Here is a 19666-nt window from a genome sequence, read left to right on the forward strand (position 1 = left end):
GCCATGCGTGCTAGGCAGCACCCTGCCCGGCACGCTGGGCGCGGAAGGCCCGGCGCCGGGCGCTGCGGGCGAATACCACGAACAGCGCGGCCATGGCCGTCAGCGCCATCGGCAGGCCATGGGGAGCGACGTCCATGGCCGCACCACTGAGCAGCGGCCCGAGCAGGCTGCCGACACCCCAGAGCAGGCCGACGCTGGCGTTGGCAGTGACCAGGTCCTGGCCCTTGAACTGCTGGCCGATCAGCACCAACGCCAGGGTATAGACCCCACCGGCCACCGCGCCGAGCACCACCAAGGCCGGCCACAGCAGCCATTGCATACCGATCAGCCATGGCAGCGCCAGGCCGATCAGCATCGCCACCACACCGCACACCAGGTGTACGGTGGTGCGCTCGCAGCGGTCGGCCAACCAGCCGATCGGCAACTGGAAGAGCATGTCGCCGGTAAGAATCACTGTCACCATCAACGCTGCGACGCCCACGGCGTAGGCATGGTTGGTGGCATACACCGGCAGCAGCGAAAGGATCACCGCATCGAAGAACGAGAAGAACAGCACGCCCATGCACAAGGCCGGCGCCACGCGGAAAAAGCCCGCCAGTGAAAAGCTCTTGCCGCCCTCCTCGCCATGCTCGACGTGGTCATTGGGCACCGTCAGCACGATGCACAGCAGCGCCAGGCCATAGCAACCTGTCACCACCGTGGTCACCCAGGTGCTCTGCGCGCCGAGCAGCGCCAGCATCGCCGGGCCGAGCATCTGGAAGCCGGTAAAGGCGGTGGCGTACAGGGCCATGATCTTGCCGCGGTTGTGTTCCGGGCTCAGCTCGTTGACCCACGACTCGCCGAGAATGATGGCAATGCCCATGCCGATCCCCAGCGCCAGGCGCAACAGGGCAAGCAGGTAGAGCGAGGAGAAGCCCCATTCGAGCAGGCCGATGCTCAAGGTGCACAGGCCGAAACACAGCAGGTAGATGGTGCGCCGGGTCAGGTGCCGGCAGCAGGCATCGACCATGAACGCCGAGAGCATCATCCCCGCCGCCGGAATGGCCGAGACGATACCGATCTGCAAGGTACTGGCACCTGCGTCGAGCAAACGCAGCGACACCAATGGCAAACTCGCCCCGAGGCTGAAACCGACTACCGAAACCGCAAACAACAAGCCCAGCAACAAACGCGTATTCATCACCACTCCGAACTCACCGGCGCAAAGCACCACATCGCACCTGCGCAGGCGCATACATGACCGTAATAAGATTTGCATACAGGCGCGCCAGCCACGGCAGAACGCCGGGCATGCAGCTGCCAGGTCAGGAGGTGGGGCGGTGAGGCGAGAAGGTAAAGGCGAACAGCACACTGCGCCGACGCTTGAGGACGGTATCGCTCGGCCAGTCGCAGCAGCGGGTCAGGACGACCGGCTGGCGATGCGCGAATGTGTGGCTGAAGCGGCTCATACGTCGGTTACACCGTAAAGGATGGGCGGCACTCTAGGAGAACCCGTGCCACCCGTCAATAGCCCGTCCTTGAGCCTTCAGCGCTTGCCGGTGGACGGCAGCAGGATCGCCAGCAGGCCGAACAGCGGCAGGAACGAGCACAGGCTGTAGACGTACTCGATGCCCTTGAGGTCGGCCAGATAACCCAGCGCCGCCGCGCCGATGCCGCCAAAACCGAACATCAGGCCGAAGAAGATCCCGGCGATCATGCCGACGTTACCCGGCACCAGCTCCTGGGCGTAGACGACGATGGCCGAGAATGCCGAGGCGAGAATGAAGCCGATGATCACGCTGAGCACGCTGGTCCAGAACAGGTCGGCATAAGGCAGCATCAGGGTGAACGGCGCAACGCCGAGGATCGAGAACCAGATCACCGCCTTGCGCCCGATGCGGTCACCGATCGGGCCGCCAACGAAGGTCCCGGCCGCTACCGCGCCGAGGAACAGGAACAGGTACAGCTGCGAGCTGGCCACCGACAGGTCGAACTTCTCGATCAGGTAGAAGGTGAAGTAGCTGGTGAGGCTGGACATGTAGAAGTACTTGGAGAACACCAGCAGCCCCAGTACAACCAGGGCGCCGATCACCCGCTGGCGGGAAAGGCCATGGGTGGCGCGCTGGCCCTGCTTGGCCTTGAACAGGTTGAGGTGTTCCTTGTACCAGCGGCTCAGGCCGTAGGTGACCAGCACGGCGCAGACCGCGAACAGGCCGAACCAGGCCACATTGCCCTGGCCGAAGGGAATGATGATCGCCGCCGCCAGTAACGGGCCGAAAGCGGAGCCGGCGTTGCCGCCGACCTGGAAGGTCGACTGCGCCAGGCCAAAGCGCCCACCGGAGGCCAGCCGGGCGATACGCGAGGTTTCCGGGTGGAAGGTCGACGAACCGATGCCCACCAGCGCCGCCGCCAGCAGAATCATCGGGAAGCTGCCGACAAACGCAAGCATGACGATCCCCACCAGGGTGCACAGGGTGCCCAGCGGCAACAGGTTCGGCATCGGCTTGCGGTCGGTGTAAAAGCCGACCCACGGCTGCAGCAGCGACGCGGTGATCTGGAAGGTCAGGGTGATCAGCCCGATCTGGGTAAAGGTCAGGCCGTAGTTGGCCTTGAGCAGCGGATAGATCGACGGCAGCACGGCCTGGATCAGGTCGTTGATCAGGTGCGCCAGGGCACAGGCGGCGATGATACGCATCACCAGCGGGCTGCTCTGGGCAGTTGCGGTGCTGGCGGGTGACGTTGACGAGGCAGTGCTCACAGCCATGACAAAAGCTTCCATCCGGGGGGCGGGATCCAATTATCCAGAAATCGTTAGCAAGCGCACTATTCTTTTCGACCAACGTGCTTTTGACGTGCTTGTTAATAATTCTCAATAACGTTAGCATCGGCTGCGTTTTTACAGACTCCACTGCCTGCCTATTCGAGGCCCGCATACGCCATGTCCGACGACCAGGACAACCGCAGCCTGTCGCTGCTCTATCAGCATCACCGCAGTGAACTGCTGGCCTTCCTGACCCGCCGCGTGCGCTGCCGGGAAACCGCCCGCGACCTGCTCCAGGATGCCTTTGTGCGGCTGATGCACAGCGAGCGGGGCGAGGTTGGCAACCTGCGGGCCTTTCTGTACCGCATCGCCAACAACCTGAGCATCGACCATGCTCGGCGCAACCAGGTACGTGGGGTCAATGACGAGCAGGCGCTGGAGCATCTGCTCAACGAAACCTCACCCGAGCGCAGTGCCGTGGCCGGAAATACCCTTGACCATCTTGAACGCCTGATCGACGGCCTGCCCTCGCCGACCCGCGAGGTATTTTTACTCGCCCGGGTCGAGCAATTGAGCTACAAGGACATCGGCGCGCGCCTGGGACTCGACCCTCGTGCGGTCGAGCGTCATTTGAACAAAGCCCTGAGCCATTGCGCCGCGGCTGCCCTGCATAACCGAAACAAGACTGACCAGCCATGAACCCATCGCCAAATTCTGCCCATCCGAACGAGCCTGGCGACCGCGAACAGCAAGCCCTGGACTGGTTTACCCGGCTGCGCGCCCACGATGTTCCGCGGGAGGAACGCCAGGCCTTTGAACGCTGGCGCCTGGACCCCGAGAATGCCCGCACCTTTGCCGAGGTCGAGCTGTTCTGGCAACAACTGGAGATGCCCGCGCGTCGCCTGCACAAGGTCAAACGGGGTACGGCCCCACGCTCCTGGGGGGGCTGGGCGGTGGCGGCGAGCATCCTGCTGATCAGCGGCCTGGTGATGTTGCAGTTGCCATTGCTGCAGCGCTTGAACAGCGATGTCGCCACCGCGGTTGGCGAACGCCGGCAGATCCAGCTGGCCGATGGCTCACGGCTGACCCTCGACAGCGCCAGCGCCGTCGATATCGACCTGCGCGGGCCGGTGCGCACGCTGCGCCTGGTGCAAGGGCAGATGTTCATTGAAGTGACCCACGATGGCCGGCCCTTCGTGGTCGATGTCGACGAGGCCCAGGTACAGGTGCTGGGTACGCGCTTCTCGGTCAGCCGCGGCCGCGATCACGATGAAGTGGTGCTGCTCAAAGGCAAGGTCGAGGTCAGCAGCGCCGGCGACAAACGCATGCTCGCCCCTGGTGAACGTGTGACGCTCAGCGGCAGCCGCCTGGACCAGGTCGAGAAGGTCGATGCCGAACGCCTGCTGGCCTGGCGCGAGGGGCAGTTGCGGGTGCGTGAGGTGCCCTTGCGCCGGGTGCTCGAACAGCTTGCCGAGTACCAGGGCAGCCGCCTGCTGTACATCGATGAACAGGTCGGCCGGCGCCCGGTCAGTGGCAGCTTTAACCTCGACCAGGCCGCCACTGCCATCGATGCCCTGGCGCGCACTCAGAACCTCAACGTGAGCAACCTGGCCGGGCAATGGATCATCGTCCGCTAAGCCGGTGAAAATATATTTCCCAGGCATTCGGTAATTGTCTTTGCTGCTGCGTCACACCTCCACATAAGAAGCATTATCGTTTGTATTCTCTGGGGGAGGACACATGCAGTACCCACGCGATTTCCGATTCAGCCGTCAGCCACTGGCCCGCGCCATCCTTGCCGCCAGCCTGTTTTCCACAACCCTGGGCCTGCCGCTGCAGGCCGCCGAGTCTGCCCAGACCCAGGCCCAGGCGCTAGATTTCAACATCCCCGCGCAAGCCTTGGCCGATGCCCTGGACCAGTTCAGCGCCCAAAGCGGGCTGCAGGTGATCTACGACGCCAACCAGCTGGCCGGGCGCTCGTCGCCGGGGGTCAAGGGCCGCATGAGCCCGACCCAGGCACTGCAGGCCCTGACTGCCGGCAGCAGCGCACGCCTGAGCCAACCCAACGCCAGCAGCTTTGTCATCGATTTACCGATGGAACTGGGCAGCGCCCTGCAACTGGATGCCATGAGCATTTCCGGCAAGGCCCCGGGCTCGACCACTGAAGGCACCGGGCTTTACACCACCTACTCGTCCAGTAGCTCGACGCGGCTCAACCTCACCCCACAGGAAACCCCGCAGTCGCTGACCGTCATGACTCGCCAGCGCCTGGATGACCAGCGCCTGACCAATCTCAGCGATGCCCTCGAAGCGACCCCCGGGGTGATCGTCGTGCGCGACGGCCTGGGCGCCGAGACCGACAGCTACTACTCGCGCGGCTTCGTCATCCAGAACTACGAGATCGACGGCGTGCCGACCGTCACGCGGATGGACAACTACACCCAGAGCATGGCGATGTACGACCGCATCGAGATCGTCCGCGGCGCCAGCGGCCTGATCAGCGGCATGGGCAACCCGTCGGCGACCATCAACCTGATCCGCAAGCGCCCGACCGCCGAGGGCCAGGCCAGCGTCACCGGCTCGGCCGGCACCTGGGACCGCTATGGCACCGGCTTCGATGTTTCCGGGCCGCTGACCGAAAGCGGCAATGTGCGCGGCCGCCTGGTTGCCGACTACAAGACTGAAGGCGCCTGGGTCGACCGTTACAAGCTGGAGAGCCAGCTGCTGTATGGCATCACCGAGTTCGACCTGAGCGAAGATACCCTGCTGACCATGGGCTTCAGCTACCAGCGCACCGACGTCGACTCGCCGCTGCGCACCGGCCTGCCAACCCGCTTCAGCACGGGTGAGCGCAGCAATCTCAAGCGCTCGATCAACATGGCTCCGGACTGGTCGTACAACGACCACGAACAGACCAGCTATTTCGCCTCGGTGGAGCAGCAACTGGGCAACGGCTGGAGCGGCAAGATCGAGTACAGCCATTCCGAAAACAAGTTCGACGAAGTGTTCGGCTTTCTCATGGGCGAGCTGCAGCCCGACGGCAGCGGCCTGAGCCAGTTGCCGGTGCGCTTTTCCGGCACCCCACGCCAGGACAACCTGGACCTGTACCTGACCGGCCCGTTCAGCCTGTTCGGCCGCGAACACGAACTGATCGGCGGCGTAACCCTGTCCAAGTACAACGAAAACGTACCGAGCTGGGGCGGCTGGCGCTACGACTACAACGCAACGCCAGGTGCGTCGGTGGAGAACATCTTCGACTGGGACGGCAAGCAGCCCAAGCCGGACTGGAGCATCAGTGGCAAATCGTCAATGGAAGAAACCCAGTATGCCGCCTACCTCACCTCGCGCCTGCACCTGACCGACGACCTCAACCTGATTCTCGGCAGCCGGGTCATCGACTGGAAGCGTGACACCGAGGACCGCCCGTACGGCGGTGAGAAGACCGAGGTCAACCGTAAAGAGACCGGTGTGTTCATCCCTTATGCCGGGGTGGTCTACGACCTTGATGAAACCTGGGCGCTGTACGCCAGCTACACCAAAATCTTCAACCCGCAAGCCTCCTGGGTCACCGACGAGAACAACAAGCCCCTCGACCCGATGCAAGGCGTCGGCTACGAGCTGGGCGTCAAGGGCAGTCATTTTGATGGCAGGCTGAACTCCAGCCTGGCGCTGTTCAAGCTCGAACAGGACAACCTGGCGATCTGGGTGCACGACAACGTCTACGACGCCAAGCAGGACACCACCTCCAAAGGCCTGGAAATGGAGCTCAATGGCGAGCTGGCCGAAGGCTGGCAGGCGTCGGCGGGCTACACCTACACCCTGACCACCGACAACCAGGATGAGCGCATTGCCACCGTGTATCCGCGCCACAGCCTCAAGACCTTCACCAGCTACCGCCTGCCGGGCATGCTCGACAAAGTCACCGTGGGTGGCGGGGTCAACTGGCAAAGCAAGGTCGGCACCGACCTGCACAGCTTCGACCAGGGCAGCTACGCGCTGGTCAACCTGATGGCGCGCTACAACATCAGCGAAAACCTCAGCGCCACGGTCAACCTCAACAACGTCTTCGACCGCGAGTACTACTCGATGGCGTCGTCGTACGGCAACTACGGGGCGCCGCGTAACCTGATGACCACGTTCAAATACGACTTCTGAGCCGGTTTACGGCTAAGCGGTTGATCGCGCGTTAATTTTTTTGAAAAAGAGTGTTGACACAAATCCGTTTCAGGCGAATAATGCGCGCCACTTGGCTACATAGCTCAGTTGGTTAGAGCATAGCATTCATAATGCTGGGGTCCGGGGTTCAAGTCCCTGTGTAGCCACCAAGTACTAAAAAGGGCTTACCGCAAGGTAAGCCCTTTTTTCTTGCCTGCGATTTTTACCCTGCCTGCTTAGCGCACATTGGCGAACACTACCGCCAGCCCCAAGCCGATCAAGGCCACACCAATCACCCGGTCAACCAGACGCTGGCGCTCGAGCATGGCCTGGCGCAACACGGCGCTTGAGAAAAACACCGCTACCAGGCTGAACCACAACCAGTGGGCGAGCGACATGAACGCGCCATAGCCGAAGTTGACCGCCAGCGAACTGCCCGGCTGCACCACCTGGGTATAGGCACTGACCACAAAGAGCATGGTCTTGGGGTTCAGGGCGTTGGTCAGAAAGCCCGAACGAAATGCCGCCAGCACGCCGAGCTGACTGGCGCTGGTGCCATCTAGGGAAATCCGCGTAGTGTTGGTCAGCGACTTGTAGCCCAGATAAATCAGGTACCCCGCCCCCAGCACCTTCATCGCCAAAAACAGCGCCGGGCTCTGGCTGATGATCACCGCGATGCCCAGCACCGTGTACAGCACATGCACCTGCACCCCCAGGGCGATGCCCATTGCCGCCGCCAGGCCGGCGCGGCGGCCAAAGGCGTAGCTGCTGCGGGTCACCATGGCAAAGTCGGCGCCCGGGCTGATCACCGCCAGCACGGTAAACAGGGCAACGGCTATGAGTTCATTCACGTAAAGCTCCTCGATCTGCTAGGCCAATGCACAGATAGCTCTGCACGCCGCCATTATCGAAAGCTTCGAGTAAGGCCAAAAGCGATTTATAGTGAGGCAAATCCGCTAGTTTTTCTCACAGATATGAAACTGCCTGCGCTGTCCGCCTTTCGCTATTTCGACGTTGCCGCGCAAACCCAGAGCTTTGTGCGCGCCGCCGAGCTGCTCAATGTCACCCACGGCGCGGTGAGCCGACAGGTGCGCCTGCTGGAAGAAACGCTGGGCGTGCAACTGTTCGAGCGGCGCAACCGGGCGATCTTTCTCACCGCCGCCGGCCGCGCCCTGCACGGCACCACGCTGTCGGTGTTCGAGCAGCTTGAAGGCGCGGTGTACCGCCTGCAGCAACAGGCGCGGGAGAACGTGCTGGTGCTGTCGTGCGAGCCAACCATCGCCATGCGCTGGCTGATCCCACGGCTGCCGGCCTTTCATGCCGCCCACCCGGACATTCACCTGCACCTGGTGGCGGCTGGCGGGCCGATCGATTTTGCCCGCAGCGGCGTCGATCTGGCCCTGCGCCGCGATGACTTTCGCTGGGACGCCAATCTGTACGCACTGAAGATCTGCGACGAATGGGTTGGCCCGGTGTGCAGTGCCACCCATAACTTTCCCGAACACGGCCTGGCCGGCCAACGCCTGCTGCACAGCGCTTCGCGCCCCAACGCCTGGGCTACCTGGTTGCGTCACAGCGGTGAGTCGGCCAAGGGCAGTAGCCGCGCTGACTACGAGCACTTCTATCTGTGCATTCAGGCGGCGGCAGCCGGGCTGGGCGTGGCCATGGCCTCGCGCCTGATGGTCCAGGATGAAATCGACAGCGGCCAGTTGCAGGCGCCGCGCGGCTTTATCCAGGACCAGTCGGCCTACTACCTGCTCAGCCCCCAGACGCTGCTCGACGACGACAAAAGCCGCTGCTTCGCCGAGTGGGTGATCGGCCAGTCACAGGCCTGCCTCGCTCACCTTGACTGAGCCTTGCTGGCGGTAGCCGGCGCACAGAAGGAGGAGCCGGCACTGAAGTCGCCACCCCAGGTGCGGTAGCCGGCCGTGTCGATGTGAATGCGCCCCGACGGGTAACGCCCCAGGCCCATGTTCCAGTCCTTGCCATGGGCCTGCCAGAAGCTGCACAGCGGGTTCGGGTCGGCCCAGGCCGGTAGCAGCAGGTCGACCGCAAAGGCGCGGGTATGGGCGCTGGCCACGGCGCCACCGGCGCAGCGGTTGAGCACCGGGTCGCGGTAGGCCGAAACCACTTCATAGCGCTTGAGCACGCCCTGCTCGCCCAGGGTCTTGAGCAGCAGTAGGGTCGAGCGCACCGCCGGCCACTGCGCCGCGGGCGCAAGCGCAAACGGCTCGGCCTTGCACAAACGCCAGTCACTGGCCGAGCGCAGCAATTGGTGGATAGGCACCACGCCATACAGGCGTGCATCCACCAGCATTTCACGAAAGGGCCGGGTCTGATGATCGCCCGCCCACTGAGCAAACAGGTACAGGTCACGCTCGTCAGCCTGCGCCTGCTGGGCAGCGAGCGCTGTCAGTAAAAGTCCTGCACCGATACCAGCCTTGCACCACGTTTTCATCAGCCTGCTCCCCCTTCCCAACCCCCGGGAAATTCCTCCAGTATGGCAACCCTCCCGACTGCGGGGAGGAACTAACAAGGAGTTAAGCATGCACACGACTGCTCCACTGACCTTCGCCCTGGCCGCCATGACCCTGAGCAGCGCCGCCCTGGCTGATGCCCGCATCGACCTGGGCAGCCAGGAACGGGTGACCCGGCTGTTTGCCTACCCCAACAACTGCAACGTCATCTGCTTTCGCAACTGGACCCTTGAGCAAACCGTGGAGCACTACCTGACCCAGAGCGTGCAACGCGACGGTTACGCCGCGGCGACGGTAAAGGTCAAGCGCGACAACGACACACTACATGCCGACATCCAGGGCGTACCGAGCGACTACAGCAAGCCCCTGCAAGCGCTGCTCGACACCGGCGAGCTGGCCTACCAGGGCGCCACCCGGCTCAACCGCGAAGGCAAGTGGGCCTACAACTGGAACCTGTTCCTGCCCCTGGGCATGGCCCTGGAAAAGCGCCGCAGCATCGAGCTGCTGCATTTTCCACCGGACTACTCGCTGACCCAGGCCCAGGACTACCTGCGTTCCAACACCACCGACCGCTGGGCCACGCTGCTGACCTTCAACGGCATTCCTGCCGAGCAGACCCCGGCCTACCAGACCATCGTCGACATCGCCCCGATCGCCGCGCCAGCCAGCGCCGGCAAAGACCTGGAGGGCGTGTATGGCTACTTCAAGGATTATCAGCTGCAAATGGTCAAAGAGATGACCCGAACCGGCAACGGCGCCGCCTTGCCGATGGTTGCCTTCGGCTCGCCGGTGCGCAGCTGGATCGAGCAGCAGTACGGACCCAGGCTCTATGTACTGGGCCTGGCCAGCATCAGCCCGACGCCTGGGCAAAAGGTGCCGGTGCTGGGCGCCAATCACCCGAGCGCAATCTGGTATGCGGCAGATAAAACCAACTATGGCGGCGACCAGGACAAGGCCGATCAGGCCGGCCTGAAGATGATGGGCCAGGATTTGAGCGCTGCCTGCTGGCAGGCGGGCATGGGCCGCAACCCGGCGGCGGATGCCAAGGCAACGCTGGGGGCCTGTACCCAGAAGTGGCAGGTGACGGCGAAGAAGCAGACCTGCGAGCTGTATTTTCGCAGCATTCGCAACATGACCCCGGAGCAGGCTGGGGCCAAGTGCAATACCGGGGCGGTGACGCGGACGTTGCGTGACTTGCAGAAGTCTTGAGGTGAAGCCAATCGCGGCGACCCGACTTGCCCCGCGATTGGCTCAGTCCTGCGGACGCAAGCGGTACTGCGGCGGCAACTGGTCGAGGCCGCTGATGGTCGCGTTCAGGCTCTTCCAGCGGCCATCCTTGATGCCGTAGATGCAACCATGCACCGACAGGCTCTGGCCACGGTGCCAGGCATTCTGGACGATGGTGGTATGGCCGACATTGGCCACCTGCTGGATCACGTTCAGCTCGCACAGGCGGTCCACCCGCTCTTCCTCGGTCGCAAGCTTGGCCAGCTCCACGCGGTTCTCGTAGTACAGGTCGCGAATCGAACGCAGCCAGCCGTCGATCAGGCCCAATTGGCGATCCTGCATCGAGGCCCGTACCCCGCCGCAACCGTAGTGGCCGGTGACCAGGATATGCTTGACCTTGAGCACGTCCACCGCGTACTGGATCACCGACAGGCAGTTGAGGTCGGTGTGCAGCACCACGTTGGCGACATTGCGATGAACGAACAGATCGCCCGGCAACATGCCGACGATCTCGTTGGCCGGAACCCGGGCGTCCGAGCAGCCGATCCAGAGGAATTCCGGAGTCTGCTGACGCGCGAGCTTGGCGAAGAAATCCGGATCTTCCTGCTTGATCGCATCGGCCCAGCGCGCGTTGTTATCAATCAGTTCTTGTAGATCGTGCATGTTCAAGCCTCATGGTTGGTGCGCATCTTGTGACAGGCGCCGGCCCGTTCAGGTCACGCCTTTGAATCTTCGGCCAACCGTCAGGTCCACCGCATACGCCCACCCGCAGGAGGATCGACCATGAGCCAGGAACACCGCCCGCTGCACGCCCCGCAACCCGCCCCGATCGACACCGACGAAGACCGCATGGGCTCGGTTGAAGAACTGCACTTTGACAAGGATACCCCCAATGTCGATGCCGGTTTCGACCCAACCGACGACGACCTCGAGCCAGAAACCCTGATCCCTGAAGACGGCGCCCGCTCGCCCGGCGAAGCCGGTGCGGATCACCCGGCAGACTGGGATTTGAGCGTAGTCGACGAAGATGACATCGGCGGCGGCAACGGCCTGGATGAAGCGGAACTGGCCCGGCGCGATCCGCTGGACGGCAAGCGCGAACCCTGAGCCGTTACTCGAACAGGGTGCAGGCCATGACCAGGGCGTCTTCGCGACCGCCGGCAACCGGGTAGTAGTCACGCCGGCGGCCGATTTCATTGAAGCCGTAGCGCTCGTACAGGCGGTAGGCCGACTGGTTGCTGGCGCGCACTTCGAGGAAGCACTCGCGACCGTTGCTCGCGTAGGCGCGCTTCATCAGCTCTTCCAGCAGGCGCAGGCCCAGGCCCCTGCCCTGGCTTTCCGGCTTGACGGTAATGTTGAGCAGGTGCGCCTCGTCGATGATCACGTTGATCACGCCGTGGCCGACCTGTTGCTCGCCTTCGAACATCAGCCAGATTTCATAGGACTTGAGCCCGTCGAGGAAAATCCCGCGGGTCCAGGGGTGGCTGAAGGCGGCGTATTCGATCTTCAGTACGGCATCCAGATCCGCCTCGGTCATCCGGCGAAAGCTGATTGTGTCACTCATTGCTTGGTTTCCAGCGCGCCATCAGCCGGCGCATGGCTTGCCAGACGTGCGCCTTGCGCTGCGGCTCGTCCATCAACAGTTCGAGCCCCGGCAAGGCCCAGGCAGCGCCCAGGCCTTCAACCGGCAACTCGCGGTAATAAGCTTCGGCGTCGGCCTCACCGGCAAAGCGCACGGCAGGCAGGCCAATCAGCCACAGACAGACGCACGGCGCCTCTTCAAGCCGGGCCTGAATAAAGCCCTGGACGAAATCGGTCGCGGCCTGCGGGCCCTGGTCAAGGTTGCCGCGCACCAGCAACGGCCAGCGCACCGGCTCGCCGATGATCTGCGGGCTGTCCGGCAGGCCGGCGGCGCGCAGCATGTCCTTGAGCAGCAGGTAGGACGGGTCGCGGCTCTGGAACGGCTCGCCGGTGGCAAGCTCGACCAGCAGCAGGCAGTTGCCGGCACGCAGCAGTTGCAGGGCAAAGCGTGGCGGTGGTACCGGCGCAGGCCTGGCAACCACGGGCTTTTCGGCTTCGTCCACCGCCTTGGCCGTCACTTTCGGCGTACTGCCGGGGCGCGGGATCTCGATCTTCGGGCGCTCGCCAGAACGCACCAGCGGCGCGCTCGGCGCAACGCTGGCGGGGGCAGGTGCCTGCTCCTGCGGCTCGAACGCCGGTTCCTCGAGTGCCGCCACCGGCAACAACAGCTGCGGGCGCGACGGCGCGGCGAACGGCAGTTCGGCACGCGGCAGCCAGTGCACCACTTGCATGGCGTTGAGATAAGCGCGGCGGCGGGACTCGATTAACAAGAAGGATCGGCCATCTGTGGATAAGTCAGGGCCGATATTCTAACGTTGTTCGCCGCTCGGCGCCGCTGTTGATCGGCAGAAAACCGCCCGACAGCAGCTTGAAGCGATCAAGGGGGTGAATCGACAGGCGTCTGATGCAGTACAATCAGCGCTTTTATTTGGCAACGAGTCGACCCGCCAATGATCGAACCCAAGCGCGTCCTGCGCGCCCTAGCCGAACACTGGGCCCTGCTCGAGCCGTTGTGCGAGCGCTTCGACGGGGGCACCCTGAGCCTGGCCGAACTGCGCCAGCAACTGGCCACCCAGCAGCTGGAGAGCACGCCCCAGGACATCACCAGCCTGCTCGACGTGTGGATCCGCCTGGATATCCTGGTGCCGGTGGCAAAAAGCCCGAACCGTTTCGAGCTCAACGCCCAGATCCACGACTTTCTCGCTTACCTGCGTCGCGAGCACCGCCTGGGCCTGTGCCTGGAGATCGAAGCCTACCTGCGCCACCTCGAGCGCCTGGCCGGGCACATCCAGGACGCCTTCGAGATTCGCGACGGCAATGACCTGGCGCGCCAGCTGCGCCTGCTCGACATGCGCGTGCGCGATGTACTGAAGAAGCTCGACAACGACGAACAGGCGCTGGTCGCCGTGGCCGAACGCGCCAAGACCAGCGACCGGCAAATCCCCCTGCGCCAGCGTTACGCCGAAGTCCTGGCGACCTGGGACGAATATGTCGAGCCGATGATCCAGCTGGTCAACGCCGATGGCGCCTTCGAGCAAGGCGTGCGCAAGGTCGAGACCGTGCTGCTGCGCTTGCTCGGCGAGCAGGCCCGTCTGGGCCACCTGGTCGACGACGACATGCTCCTGCGCACCCACGCGCGCATCCTCGAGATGCAGACCAGCGCCCAGCTGACCCTGCGCCACGCTCGTGAACTGCTGCTGCCGCTGCGTGAAGAAGCGCGCCGGCACAACGCCGTGACCCGTGGCGCCGCCCTGGCCCTGTCGGTGATCCGCCGCAAAGGCCTGGACGCCGTGCCGCAGGCGGCCATGCCGCTGTTCACCCGCCCGCAGAGCACCTTCCTCGGCAGCGCCAGCCAGGTCGAAGCCTACGTCTATGCCCTGGCCCGCTTCGAGCCCAAGCCTGCGCAGTTTCCCAAGGCCCACAAGAGCCACAAGGGCGATGCCCCGCGTGCGCCGCGTACGGTCAAGGAAATGCTCGAGCGCTGCGAAGACGCCCTGCCGCTGCCGGACCTGATGGTCTGGCTGCTCGACCAGGAGCCCGAAGGCGCCACCGACGAGCTGCTGTACTGGTTCTCGCGCCTGTCGCGGGAAAAACGCTTTACCCGCGCGCGCCTCGAGCGCCGCGAATACACCACCCGCGAACACCTGGTCAGCCTGCGTTCCTTCGCTCTGACATCGAGCCGCGAACCATCGCCTGAGCCAACTGCGAGCCCTGCCCATGCATCTTGATCTTTCCGAACTGTCCCAGCTCGCACCGATCTTCCGCGAGCTGTTCAAGGGCTTTCACATCAGCCGCCGCGACCCGGAGCTGTACGCCCAACTGTCGAACTTCCAGGACCAGTACCGCGGCCTGTTCAAGGCCCTGGGCTTTGAACTGGTGTGCGACACCCGCGGCTTCTACTACTTCGTCCCGGACCTGGCCGCGGCCCAGGTCAACAAGACTGCCCAGCGCCTGTCGCTGTTCACCTTCATCCTGGTCGAGCACCTGGCTGACCAGGGCCGCGACCCGATGTCGGTGCTCGACGGCGGCAGCCTGGGCCGCGACGAGCTGCCTTCGCTGCTGGAAAAATACCGCGACCTGTTCATCCAGGCCGAAGTACAGACCCCCGACGAGCTGGAAGAGAAGATCATGCGCCGCATGACCCAGCTCGGCTTTGCCCACGAAGAGAACGGCATCTACCGCTTCCTGCCGCCGATGCACCGTTTCCTCGACGTCTGCCTGTCGGTCCAGCAGGACCGCGACCTGGCTGCCAGCCTGCACAGCGCCCTGCCGCTGCCAACGCCGGTGCTGGTCGAGGAAGAGAGCCCGGAAGAACTCAACCGTACCGACGACCCGCTGGACCTCAGCCCGTTCGAAGAAAGCGAAGAAGACGCCCTGGCCCGAGCCATAGCGCAAGAGCAACAGGAGATTGACGCATGAGCCAGGAACGCTACGGCATTCGCCGCTTCGCACTGCTCAACACCGCCGGCTACAGCCTCGGCCTGTTCCCCCTGGAACACCCGCTGTCGGTCTACGGTGCCAACAACCTGGGCAAGAGTGCCTCGATCAACGCCTTGCAGTTCCCGATCCTGGCACGCATGTCGGACATGAGCTTCGGCAAGTACAGCCTTGAGCAGTCGCGCCGCTTCTACTTTGCCACCGACACCAGCTACATCCTCTGCGAAGTCAACCTGCCCCACGGCCCGCACGTGATCGGCGTGGTCGGCCGCGGCCCGGGTGGCGGTTTCGGTCACCAGTTCTTCGCCTATGCCGGCGAACTGGACCTGGCCCACTACCAGAAGAACGACACCTGCCTGCGCCAGAAAGAGCTGTTCAGCAACCTTGAGCGCAACGGCCTCAAAGCCTACGAGCTCAAGCCTGACGAGCTGCGCCGCCTGCTGGTCGGCGGCCACACCTCGATCCCGCTGGACCTGACCCTGATCCCGCTGCGCTCCACCAGCGAGCAGAGCCTGAAGACCTTCCGCGCACTGTTCATCAACCTGCTGCACATGCGCGAGATCACCGCGGCCAAGCTCAAGCAGCTGTTCCTCGACGCCTTCGAGCACAGCCTGCGTTCGGGCAGCGTCGACTACATCGCCGCCTGCGAAGAAGCCTTCCGCGACGTACGGCGCATGGAGCAGGACTACAACTCGCTGGTCGCCGCCGGCCCGCTGGTCGAGGCCCTGGCCAATGGCGTAGCCCAGCGCGACGTCCTGCGCGGCAAGCTGCATCGCCTGTCGCCACTGCTCGACTCGCTGCTCGGCACCTGGCAGGACTACGCCAGCGCGCGCAAAGAAGAGCTGGTGATCCAGGCCGAGCACTACAAGAACGAACAGGACAGCCTGCAGAACGACCAGCGTGGCGGCACCCAGGAACTGATGCGCCTGGAGCGCGAGATCACTGGCGTGCAGCGCTGGCTCGGCGAGTTGTCGGTGCTCAAGCATCGCTTCGCCTTGGTCGATGACGTCAAGGTCCTGGAACAGCAACTGCTGGCCGCCAAGGACGCCCACGACGAACTGGCCGGTGCCCTGGCGCAGTCGCGCCAGTTCAGCGCCGAAGACCTCGAAGAGCGTCTGCGCGAGCTGGAAAAACGCCTGAAGTCAGTCAAACAGCAGCTCGACCACGCCGACAACAACAGCTACGCGCGCCTGCGCGAAGAGTTCTCGCAGCAGGACGTCGAACGCCTGATGCGCCTGTTCAATGGTGCGCTGTTCAGCCTGCCGCTGGGCGAGCGCGGCATCGAGCTGGACGACAGCGATGTCTGGGTCAAATCCCTGGAAGCGGTACTCGACGGCTTCAAGGGCGAACGCTTCGAAGCCCCGGGGCTGTCCATCGACCTCTCGCACATCGAGCCGCCTGCCCTGCAGGCCCTGGCCGACCGCGCCGCCCTGCGCGACCAGAAAGAACGCCTGGAAAAAGAACTCAAGCAGCTCAAGACCCAGCAGGCGGTAGCCGCCGACCGCGCCGCGAGCAAGACCCAGACCGAAGCCCTGTACCAACAGGTGCTGGATGCACAAAAGGCCCTGGAAGACTTCCGCCGCAGCGAGACACTGTCCGCCGAGGAAGGCGACAAGCTCGAGCAACTGGCGCAGATGGAAGCGGCCCAGGACGAGCTCAAGCGCTCCAGCGACGCCTTCACCGAACGCGTCCAGCAGCTGTCGGCCAAGCTGCAACTGGTCGGCCGGCAGATCGCCGACATGGAAGCCAAGCAGCGCACCCTCGACGACGCCCTGCGTCGCCGCCAGTTGCTACCCGCCGACCTGCCGTTCGGCACGCCGTTCATGGAACCGGTCGACGACAGCATGGACAACTTGCTGCCGCTGCTCAACGACTACCAGGACAGCTGGCAGGGCCTGCTGCGGGTCGATGGCCAGATCGAGGCGCTGTACGCCCAAGTCCGCCTCAAGGGCGTAGCCAAGTTCGACAGCGAAGACGACATGGAGCGCCGCCTGCAACTGCTGATCAACGCCTACTCGCACCGCACCGAAGAAGCCCTGACCCTGGGCAAGGCGCGCCGCGCTGCAGTCACCGACATCGCCCGGACCCTGCGCAACATCCGCAGCGACTACGACAGCCTCGAGCACCAGCTGGCGCTGTTCAACCGCGAGATCAACAAGCGCCAGGTCTCCAACCTGCAGAGCTTCCGCATCGTTTTGGCACCAAACAAGGAAGCGCTCAAGCACATCGACCAGATCATCCACAGCGCCGGCCAGTACGAGGAAGGCGAGACCCTGTCGGTGTTCGACCTCAGCGCCAGCGCCGAGCAGGACAACAAGAACGAAGAGGCCAAGGAATACCTGGCGCGCCTGGTCGCGGCCAACCACAACCAGCTGGGCCTCAAGGACCTGTTCGAACTGGCCTTCGAGATCACCAAGGTCGGTGGCCAGCCGGTGATCCACACCGACATCGACGGTGCGGCGTCCAACGGCACCACCATGACCATCAAGGCGCTGACCAACATGTACTTGTTGCTGCACCTGATGGACCGCGACCTGGCCGGTCGCGTGCGCCTGCCGTACTACCTGGACGAAGCGGCCGACATCGACGAACGCAACCAGGCAGCGCTGCTGGAAACCAGCTTGCAGCTGGGCTTCGTACCGATTCTGGCGAGCGTCAAGCCGCAGGTTTCGGCGCATGTCGCCATCGACCTGGAAGGCGGCAGCGGGCCGAACGGCATCTATATCGACGAGGCAGACTGGAAGTACATCAGCCGCCGGGATGTGGAGAAGGCGGTAGTGCGCAAAGAAGAAGAGGAAGAAGCTTCAGCCTGAAACTAATCGCGGGGCAAGTCGGGTCGCCGCACCGCCGCTCCCACTGGACCGGTGGGAGCGGCGGTGCGGCGACCCGACTTGCCCCGCGATGAACTCAACCCGGTGTTACTGCTGGGCCCACGGCAGGATCGGAATCGCCGTCACCGCATTCTGCGGGCTGCCTTCGATGATCCGGTCGGAGTACACCAGGTAGACCAGCGTATTGCGCTTCTTGTCGAGGAAACGCACCACCTGCATGGTCTTGAACACCAGCGAGGTGCGCTCCTTGAACACCTCGTCACCGTCCTTGAGCTGCTCCTTGAAGCGAATCGGCCCGACCTGACGGCAGGCGATCGACGCTTCGGCGCGGTCTTCAGCCAGGCCCAGGCCACCTTTCAGTCCGCCAGTCTTGGCCCGTGACAGATAGCAGGTCACGCCCTCGACCTTGGGGTCATCAAACGCCTCGACAACGATGCGGTCATTCGGCCCGACGATCTTGAACACCGTCGATACCTGGCCAATCTCCTCGGCCGATGCCATTACCGGCAACGCCAGCAGCGCCGCTGCAATCATCCCTTTGAACACAGGTAGTTCCTCAGACCAGAATCAGGTTGTCGCGGTGCACCAGCTCCGGCTCGGCGATGTAGCCCAGCAGGCCCTCGATCGCGTCAGACGGCTGGCCAATGATTTTCTGTGCTTCCAGGGCGCTGTAGTTGGCCAGGCCGCGGGCGACCTCAAGGCCATCCGGGCCGACGCAAACCACCATCTCGCCACGGCGGAAGCTGCCCTGCACGGTCTTCACACCGACCGGCAGCAGGCTCTTGTTGTCCTTGCGCAAAGCCTTCGCCGCGCCCTCGTCGAGCACCAGGGTGCCGCGAGTCTGCAGGTGCCCGGCCAGCCACTGCTTGCGCGCGGCGAGCATGCCGCGCTCAGGCGACAGCAAGGTGCCCAGGCGCTCGCCCGCCTTGAGGCGGTCGAGCACGCGCTCAAGGCGCCCACCGACGATGATCGTGTGGGCACCGGAACGCGCCGCCAGGCGCGCGGCACGCAGCTTGGTCTGCATGCCGCCACGGCCCAGGGCGCCGCCGGTGCCGCCGGCCACGGCGTCGAGGCTCGGATCGTCGGCACGGGCTTCGTAAATCAGCTGCGCATCAGGGTTGTTGCGCGGGTCGGCGTCGAACATGCCGTCGCGGTCGGTGAGGATCACCAGCAGGTCGGCTTCGACCAGGTTGGCCACCAGCGCCGCCAGGGTGTCGTTGTCGCCGAAGCGGATCTCGTCGGTGACCACCGTGTCGTTTTCGTTGATCACCGGCACCACGCCCAGCTCCACCAGGGTGCGCAGGGTGCTGCGGGCATTGAGGTAACGCTTGCGGTCCGACAGGTCGTCGTGGGTCAGGAGGATCTGCGCGGTGTGCCGGCCATGCTCGGCAAAGCTCGACTCCCAGGCCTGTACCAGGCCCATCTGGCCGATCGAGGCCGCCGCCTGCAGCTCGTTCATCGCACTCGGTCGCTTGGCCCAGCCCAAGCGGCTCATCCCGGCGGCAACCGCCCCGGACGACACCAGCACCAACTCGACACCTGCCTCATGCAACGCCACCATCTGCTCGACCCAGACACCCATGGCCGCGCGATCCAGGCCCTTGCCATCTGCTGTCAGCAGGGCACTGCCGATTTTCACAACCCAGCGCTGCGCACCCGTCACCTTGCTCCGCATCTTCTTCCAACCTATTCAGATCTTTAGATACCAAAACGCCGCT

At 64.1% G+C, this 19666-nt stretch carries 18 protein-coding genes and 1 tRNA gene; 10 read left to right on the forward strand and 9 right to left on the reverse strand.

Translation table 11 applies throughout. The annotated features are described in order from the left end of the window. Positions 1 to 10: 10 nt before the first annotated feature. Entirely contained in the window at positions 11 to 1180 is a 1170-nt protein-coding gene (locus tag JYG36_RS23540) for an MFS transporter (RefSeq protein WP_093387925.1), read from the reverse strand. Positions 1181 to 1525: 345 nt separating this feature from the next. Then, positions 1526 to 2743: an MFS transporter gene (locus JYG36_RS23545; protein WP_213602463.1), complete on the reverse strand. Its 1218-nt coding sequence runs from the start codon at positions 2741 to 2743 to the stop codon at positions 1526 to 1528. Positions 2744 to 2917: 174 nt separating this feature from the next. On the opposite strand from JYG36_RS23545, the gene JYG36_RS23550 reads away from it, so the two are divergent. From JYG36_RS23550 to JYG36_RS23565, 4 genes are all read left to right on the forward strand, one after another. Further along, positions 2918 to 3439 (forward strand): RNA polymerase sigma factor, encoded by a 522-nt coding sequence (locus tag JYG36_RS23550; RefSeq protein ID WP_045195961.1) that lies wholly within the window; start codon positions 2918 to 2920, stop codon positions 3437 to 3439. Next, the gene (locus JYG36_RS23555; RefSeq protein WP_213602465.1) at positions 3436 to 4377 is read left to right on the forward strand and encodes a FecR family protein; all 942 of its coding nucleotides are present in this window, start codon (positions 3436 to 3438) and stop codon (positions 4375 to 4377) included. Before JYG36_RS23550 ends, JYG36_RS23555 begins: the two co-directional genes overlap by 4 nt. A gap of 103 nt (positions 4378 to 4480) precedes the next feature. Further along, a complete protein-coding gene (locus JYG36_RS23560) occupies positions 4481 to 6895 on the forward strand; it encodes a TonB-dependent siderophore receptor (protein WP_213602467.1) in 2415 nt (804 codons plus the stop codon). Positions 6896 to 6988: 93 nt separating this feature from the next. Further along, a tRNA-Met gene (locus JYG36_RS23565) sits at positions 6989 to 7065 on the forward strand. 66 nt (positions 7066 to 7131) lie between these two features. Here the strand turns inward: JYG36_RS23565 and JYG36_RS23570 are convergent. Continuing rightward, entirely contained in the window at positions 7132 to 7746 is a 615-nt protein-coding gene (locus JYG36_RS23570) for a LysE family translocator (protein WP_213602469.1), read from the reverse strand. Positions 7747 to 7869: 123 nt separating this feature from the next. Between JYG36_RS23570 and JYG36_RS23575 the strand changes: the two genes are divergently transcribed. Then, positions 7870 to 8748: a LysR substrate-binding domain-containing protein gene (locus JYG36_RS23575; protein WP_213602471.1), complete on the forward strand. Its 879-nt coding sequence runs from the start codon at positions 7870 to 7872 to the stop codon at positions 8746 to 8748. Here JYG36_RS23575 and JYG36_RS23580 read toward each other — a convergent pair. Continuing rightward, positions 8736 to 9353, reverse strand: a complete 618-nt coding sequence (locus JYG36_RS23580) for a D-Ala-D-Ala carboxypeptidase family metallohydrolase (protein WP_213602473.1) — start codon at positions 9351 to 9353, stop codon at positions 8736 to 8738. The two genes, JYG36_RS23575 and JYG36_RS23580, sit on opposite strands and share 13 nt — an antisense overlap. An 88-nt stretch (positions 9354 to 9441) precedes the next feature. Here JYG36_RS23580 and JYG36_RS23585 point away from each other — a divergent pair, with 88 nt between their 5' ends. After that, complete coding sequence (locus JYG36_RS23585) at positions 9442 to 10581, forward strand: hypothetical protein (protein WP_093387904.1); 1140 nt, start codon at positions 9442 to 9444, stop codon at positions 10579 to 10581. 42 nt (positions 10582 to 10623) lie between these two features. Here JYG36_RS23585 and can read toward each other — a convergent pair whose 3' ends face one another. Next, positions 10624 to 11262: a carbonate dehydratase gene (can, locus tag JYG36_RS23590; protein WP_038614773.1), complete on the reverse strand. Its 639-nt coding sequence runs from the start codon at positions 11260 to 11262 to the stop codon at positions 10624 to 10626. A 120-nt stretch (positions 11263 to 11382) separates the two neighbouring features. Here can and JYG36_RS23595 point away from each other — a divergent pair, with 120 nt between their 5' ends. Continuing rightward, positions 11383 to 11706: a hypothetical protein gene (locus JYG36_RS23595; RefSeq protein WP_045195953.1), complete on the forward strand. Its 324-nt coding sequence runs from the start codon at positions 11383 to 11385 to the stop codon at positions 11704 to 11706. Between the two features lie 4 nt (positions 11707 to 11710). Here the strand turns inward: JYG36_RS23595 and rimI are convergent, their stop codons facing one another. Both rimI and JYG36_RS23605 read right to left on the reverse strand, forming a co-directional pair. Then, positions 11711 to 12163: a ribosomal protein S18-alanine N-acetyltransferase gene (gene rimI / locus JYG36_RS23600; protein ID WP_093387901.1), complete on the reverse strand. Its 453-nt coding sequence runs from the start codon at positions 12161 to 12163 to the stop codon at positions 11711 to 11713. Continuing rightward, the gene (locus tag JYG36_RS23605) at positions 12156 to 12950 is read right to left on the reverse strand and encodes a hypothetical protein (RefSeq protein WP_045195949.1); all 795 of its coding nucleotides are present in this window, start codon (positions 12948 to 12950) and stop codon (positions 12156 to 12158) included. Before JYG36_RS23605 ends, rimI begins: the two co-directional genes overlap by 8 nt. A 180-nt stretch (positions 12951 to 13130) precedes the next feature. Here JYG36_RS23605 and mksB point away from each other — a divergent pair, with 180 nt between their 5' ends. The 3 genes from mksB to mksF are packed head-to-tail and all read left to right on the forward strand — an operon-like array spanning position 13131 to position 17930. Further along, positions 13131 to 14408 carry an Mks condensin complex protein MksB gene (mksB, locus tag JYG36_RS23610; RefSeq protein ID WP_045195947.1) on the forward strand — a complete coding sequence of 426 codons (1278 nt, stop codon included), beginning with the start codon at positions 13131 to 13133 and terminating at the stop codon, positions 14406 to 14408. Beyond that, positions 14398 to 15099 (forward strand): Mks condensin complex protein MksE, encoded by a 702-nt coding sequence (gene mksE / locus JYG36_RS23615; RefSeq protein ID WP_010225708.1) that lies wholly within the window; start codon positions 14398 to 14400, stop codon positions 15097 to 15099. Before mksB ends, mksE begins: the two co-directional genes overlap by 11 nt. Further along, positions 15096 to 17930 carry an Mks condensin complex protein MksF gene (gene mksF, locus JYG36_RS23620; protein WP_093387898.1) on the forward strand — a complete coding sequence of 945 codons (2835 nt, stop codon included), beginning with the start codon at positions 15096 to 15098 and terminating at the stop codon, positions 17928 to 17930. The genes mksE and mksF overlap by 4 nt, the downstream gene beginning before the upstream one ends. A gap of 105 nt (positions 17931 to 18035) precedes the next feature. Here mksF and JYG36_RS23625 read toward each other — a convergent pair whose 3' ends face one another. Both JYG36_RS23625 and proB read right to left on the reverse strand, forming a co-directional pair. Then, positions 18036 to 18482, reverse strand: coding sequence for a CreA family protein (locus JYG36_RS23625; protein WP_093388208.1), 447 nt, complete (start codon positions 18480 to 18482; stop codon positions 18036 to 18038). A gap of 22 nt (positions 18483 to 18504) precedes the next feature. After that, positions 18505 to 19623: a glutamate 5-kinase gene (gene proB / locus JYG36_RS23630; protein WP_045195944.1), complete on the reverse strand. Its 1119-nt coding sequence runs from the start codon at positions 19621 to 19623 to the stop codon at positions 18505 to 18507. Between the last annotated feature and the right edge of the window lie 43 nt (positions 19624 to 19666).

It is taken from the genome of Pseudomonas sp. SORT22, from assembly GCF_018417635.1.
Lineage (GTDB): Bacteria > Pseudomonadota > Gammaproteobacteria > Pseudomonadales > Pseudomonadaceae > Aquipseudomonas.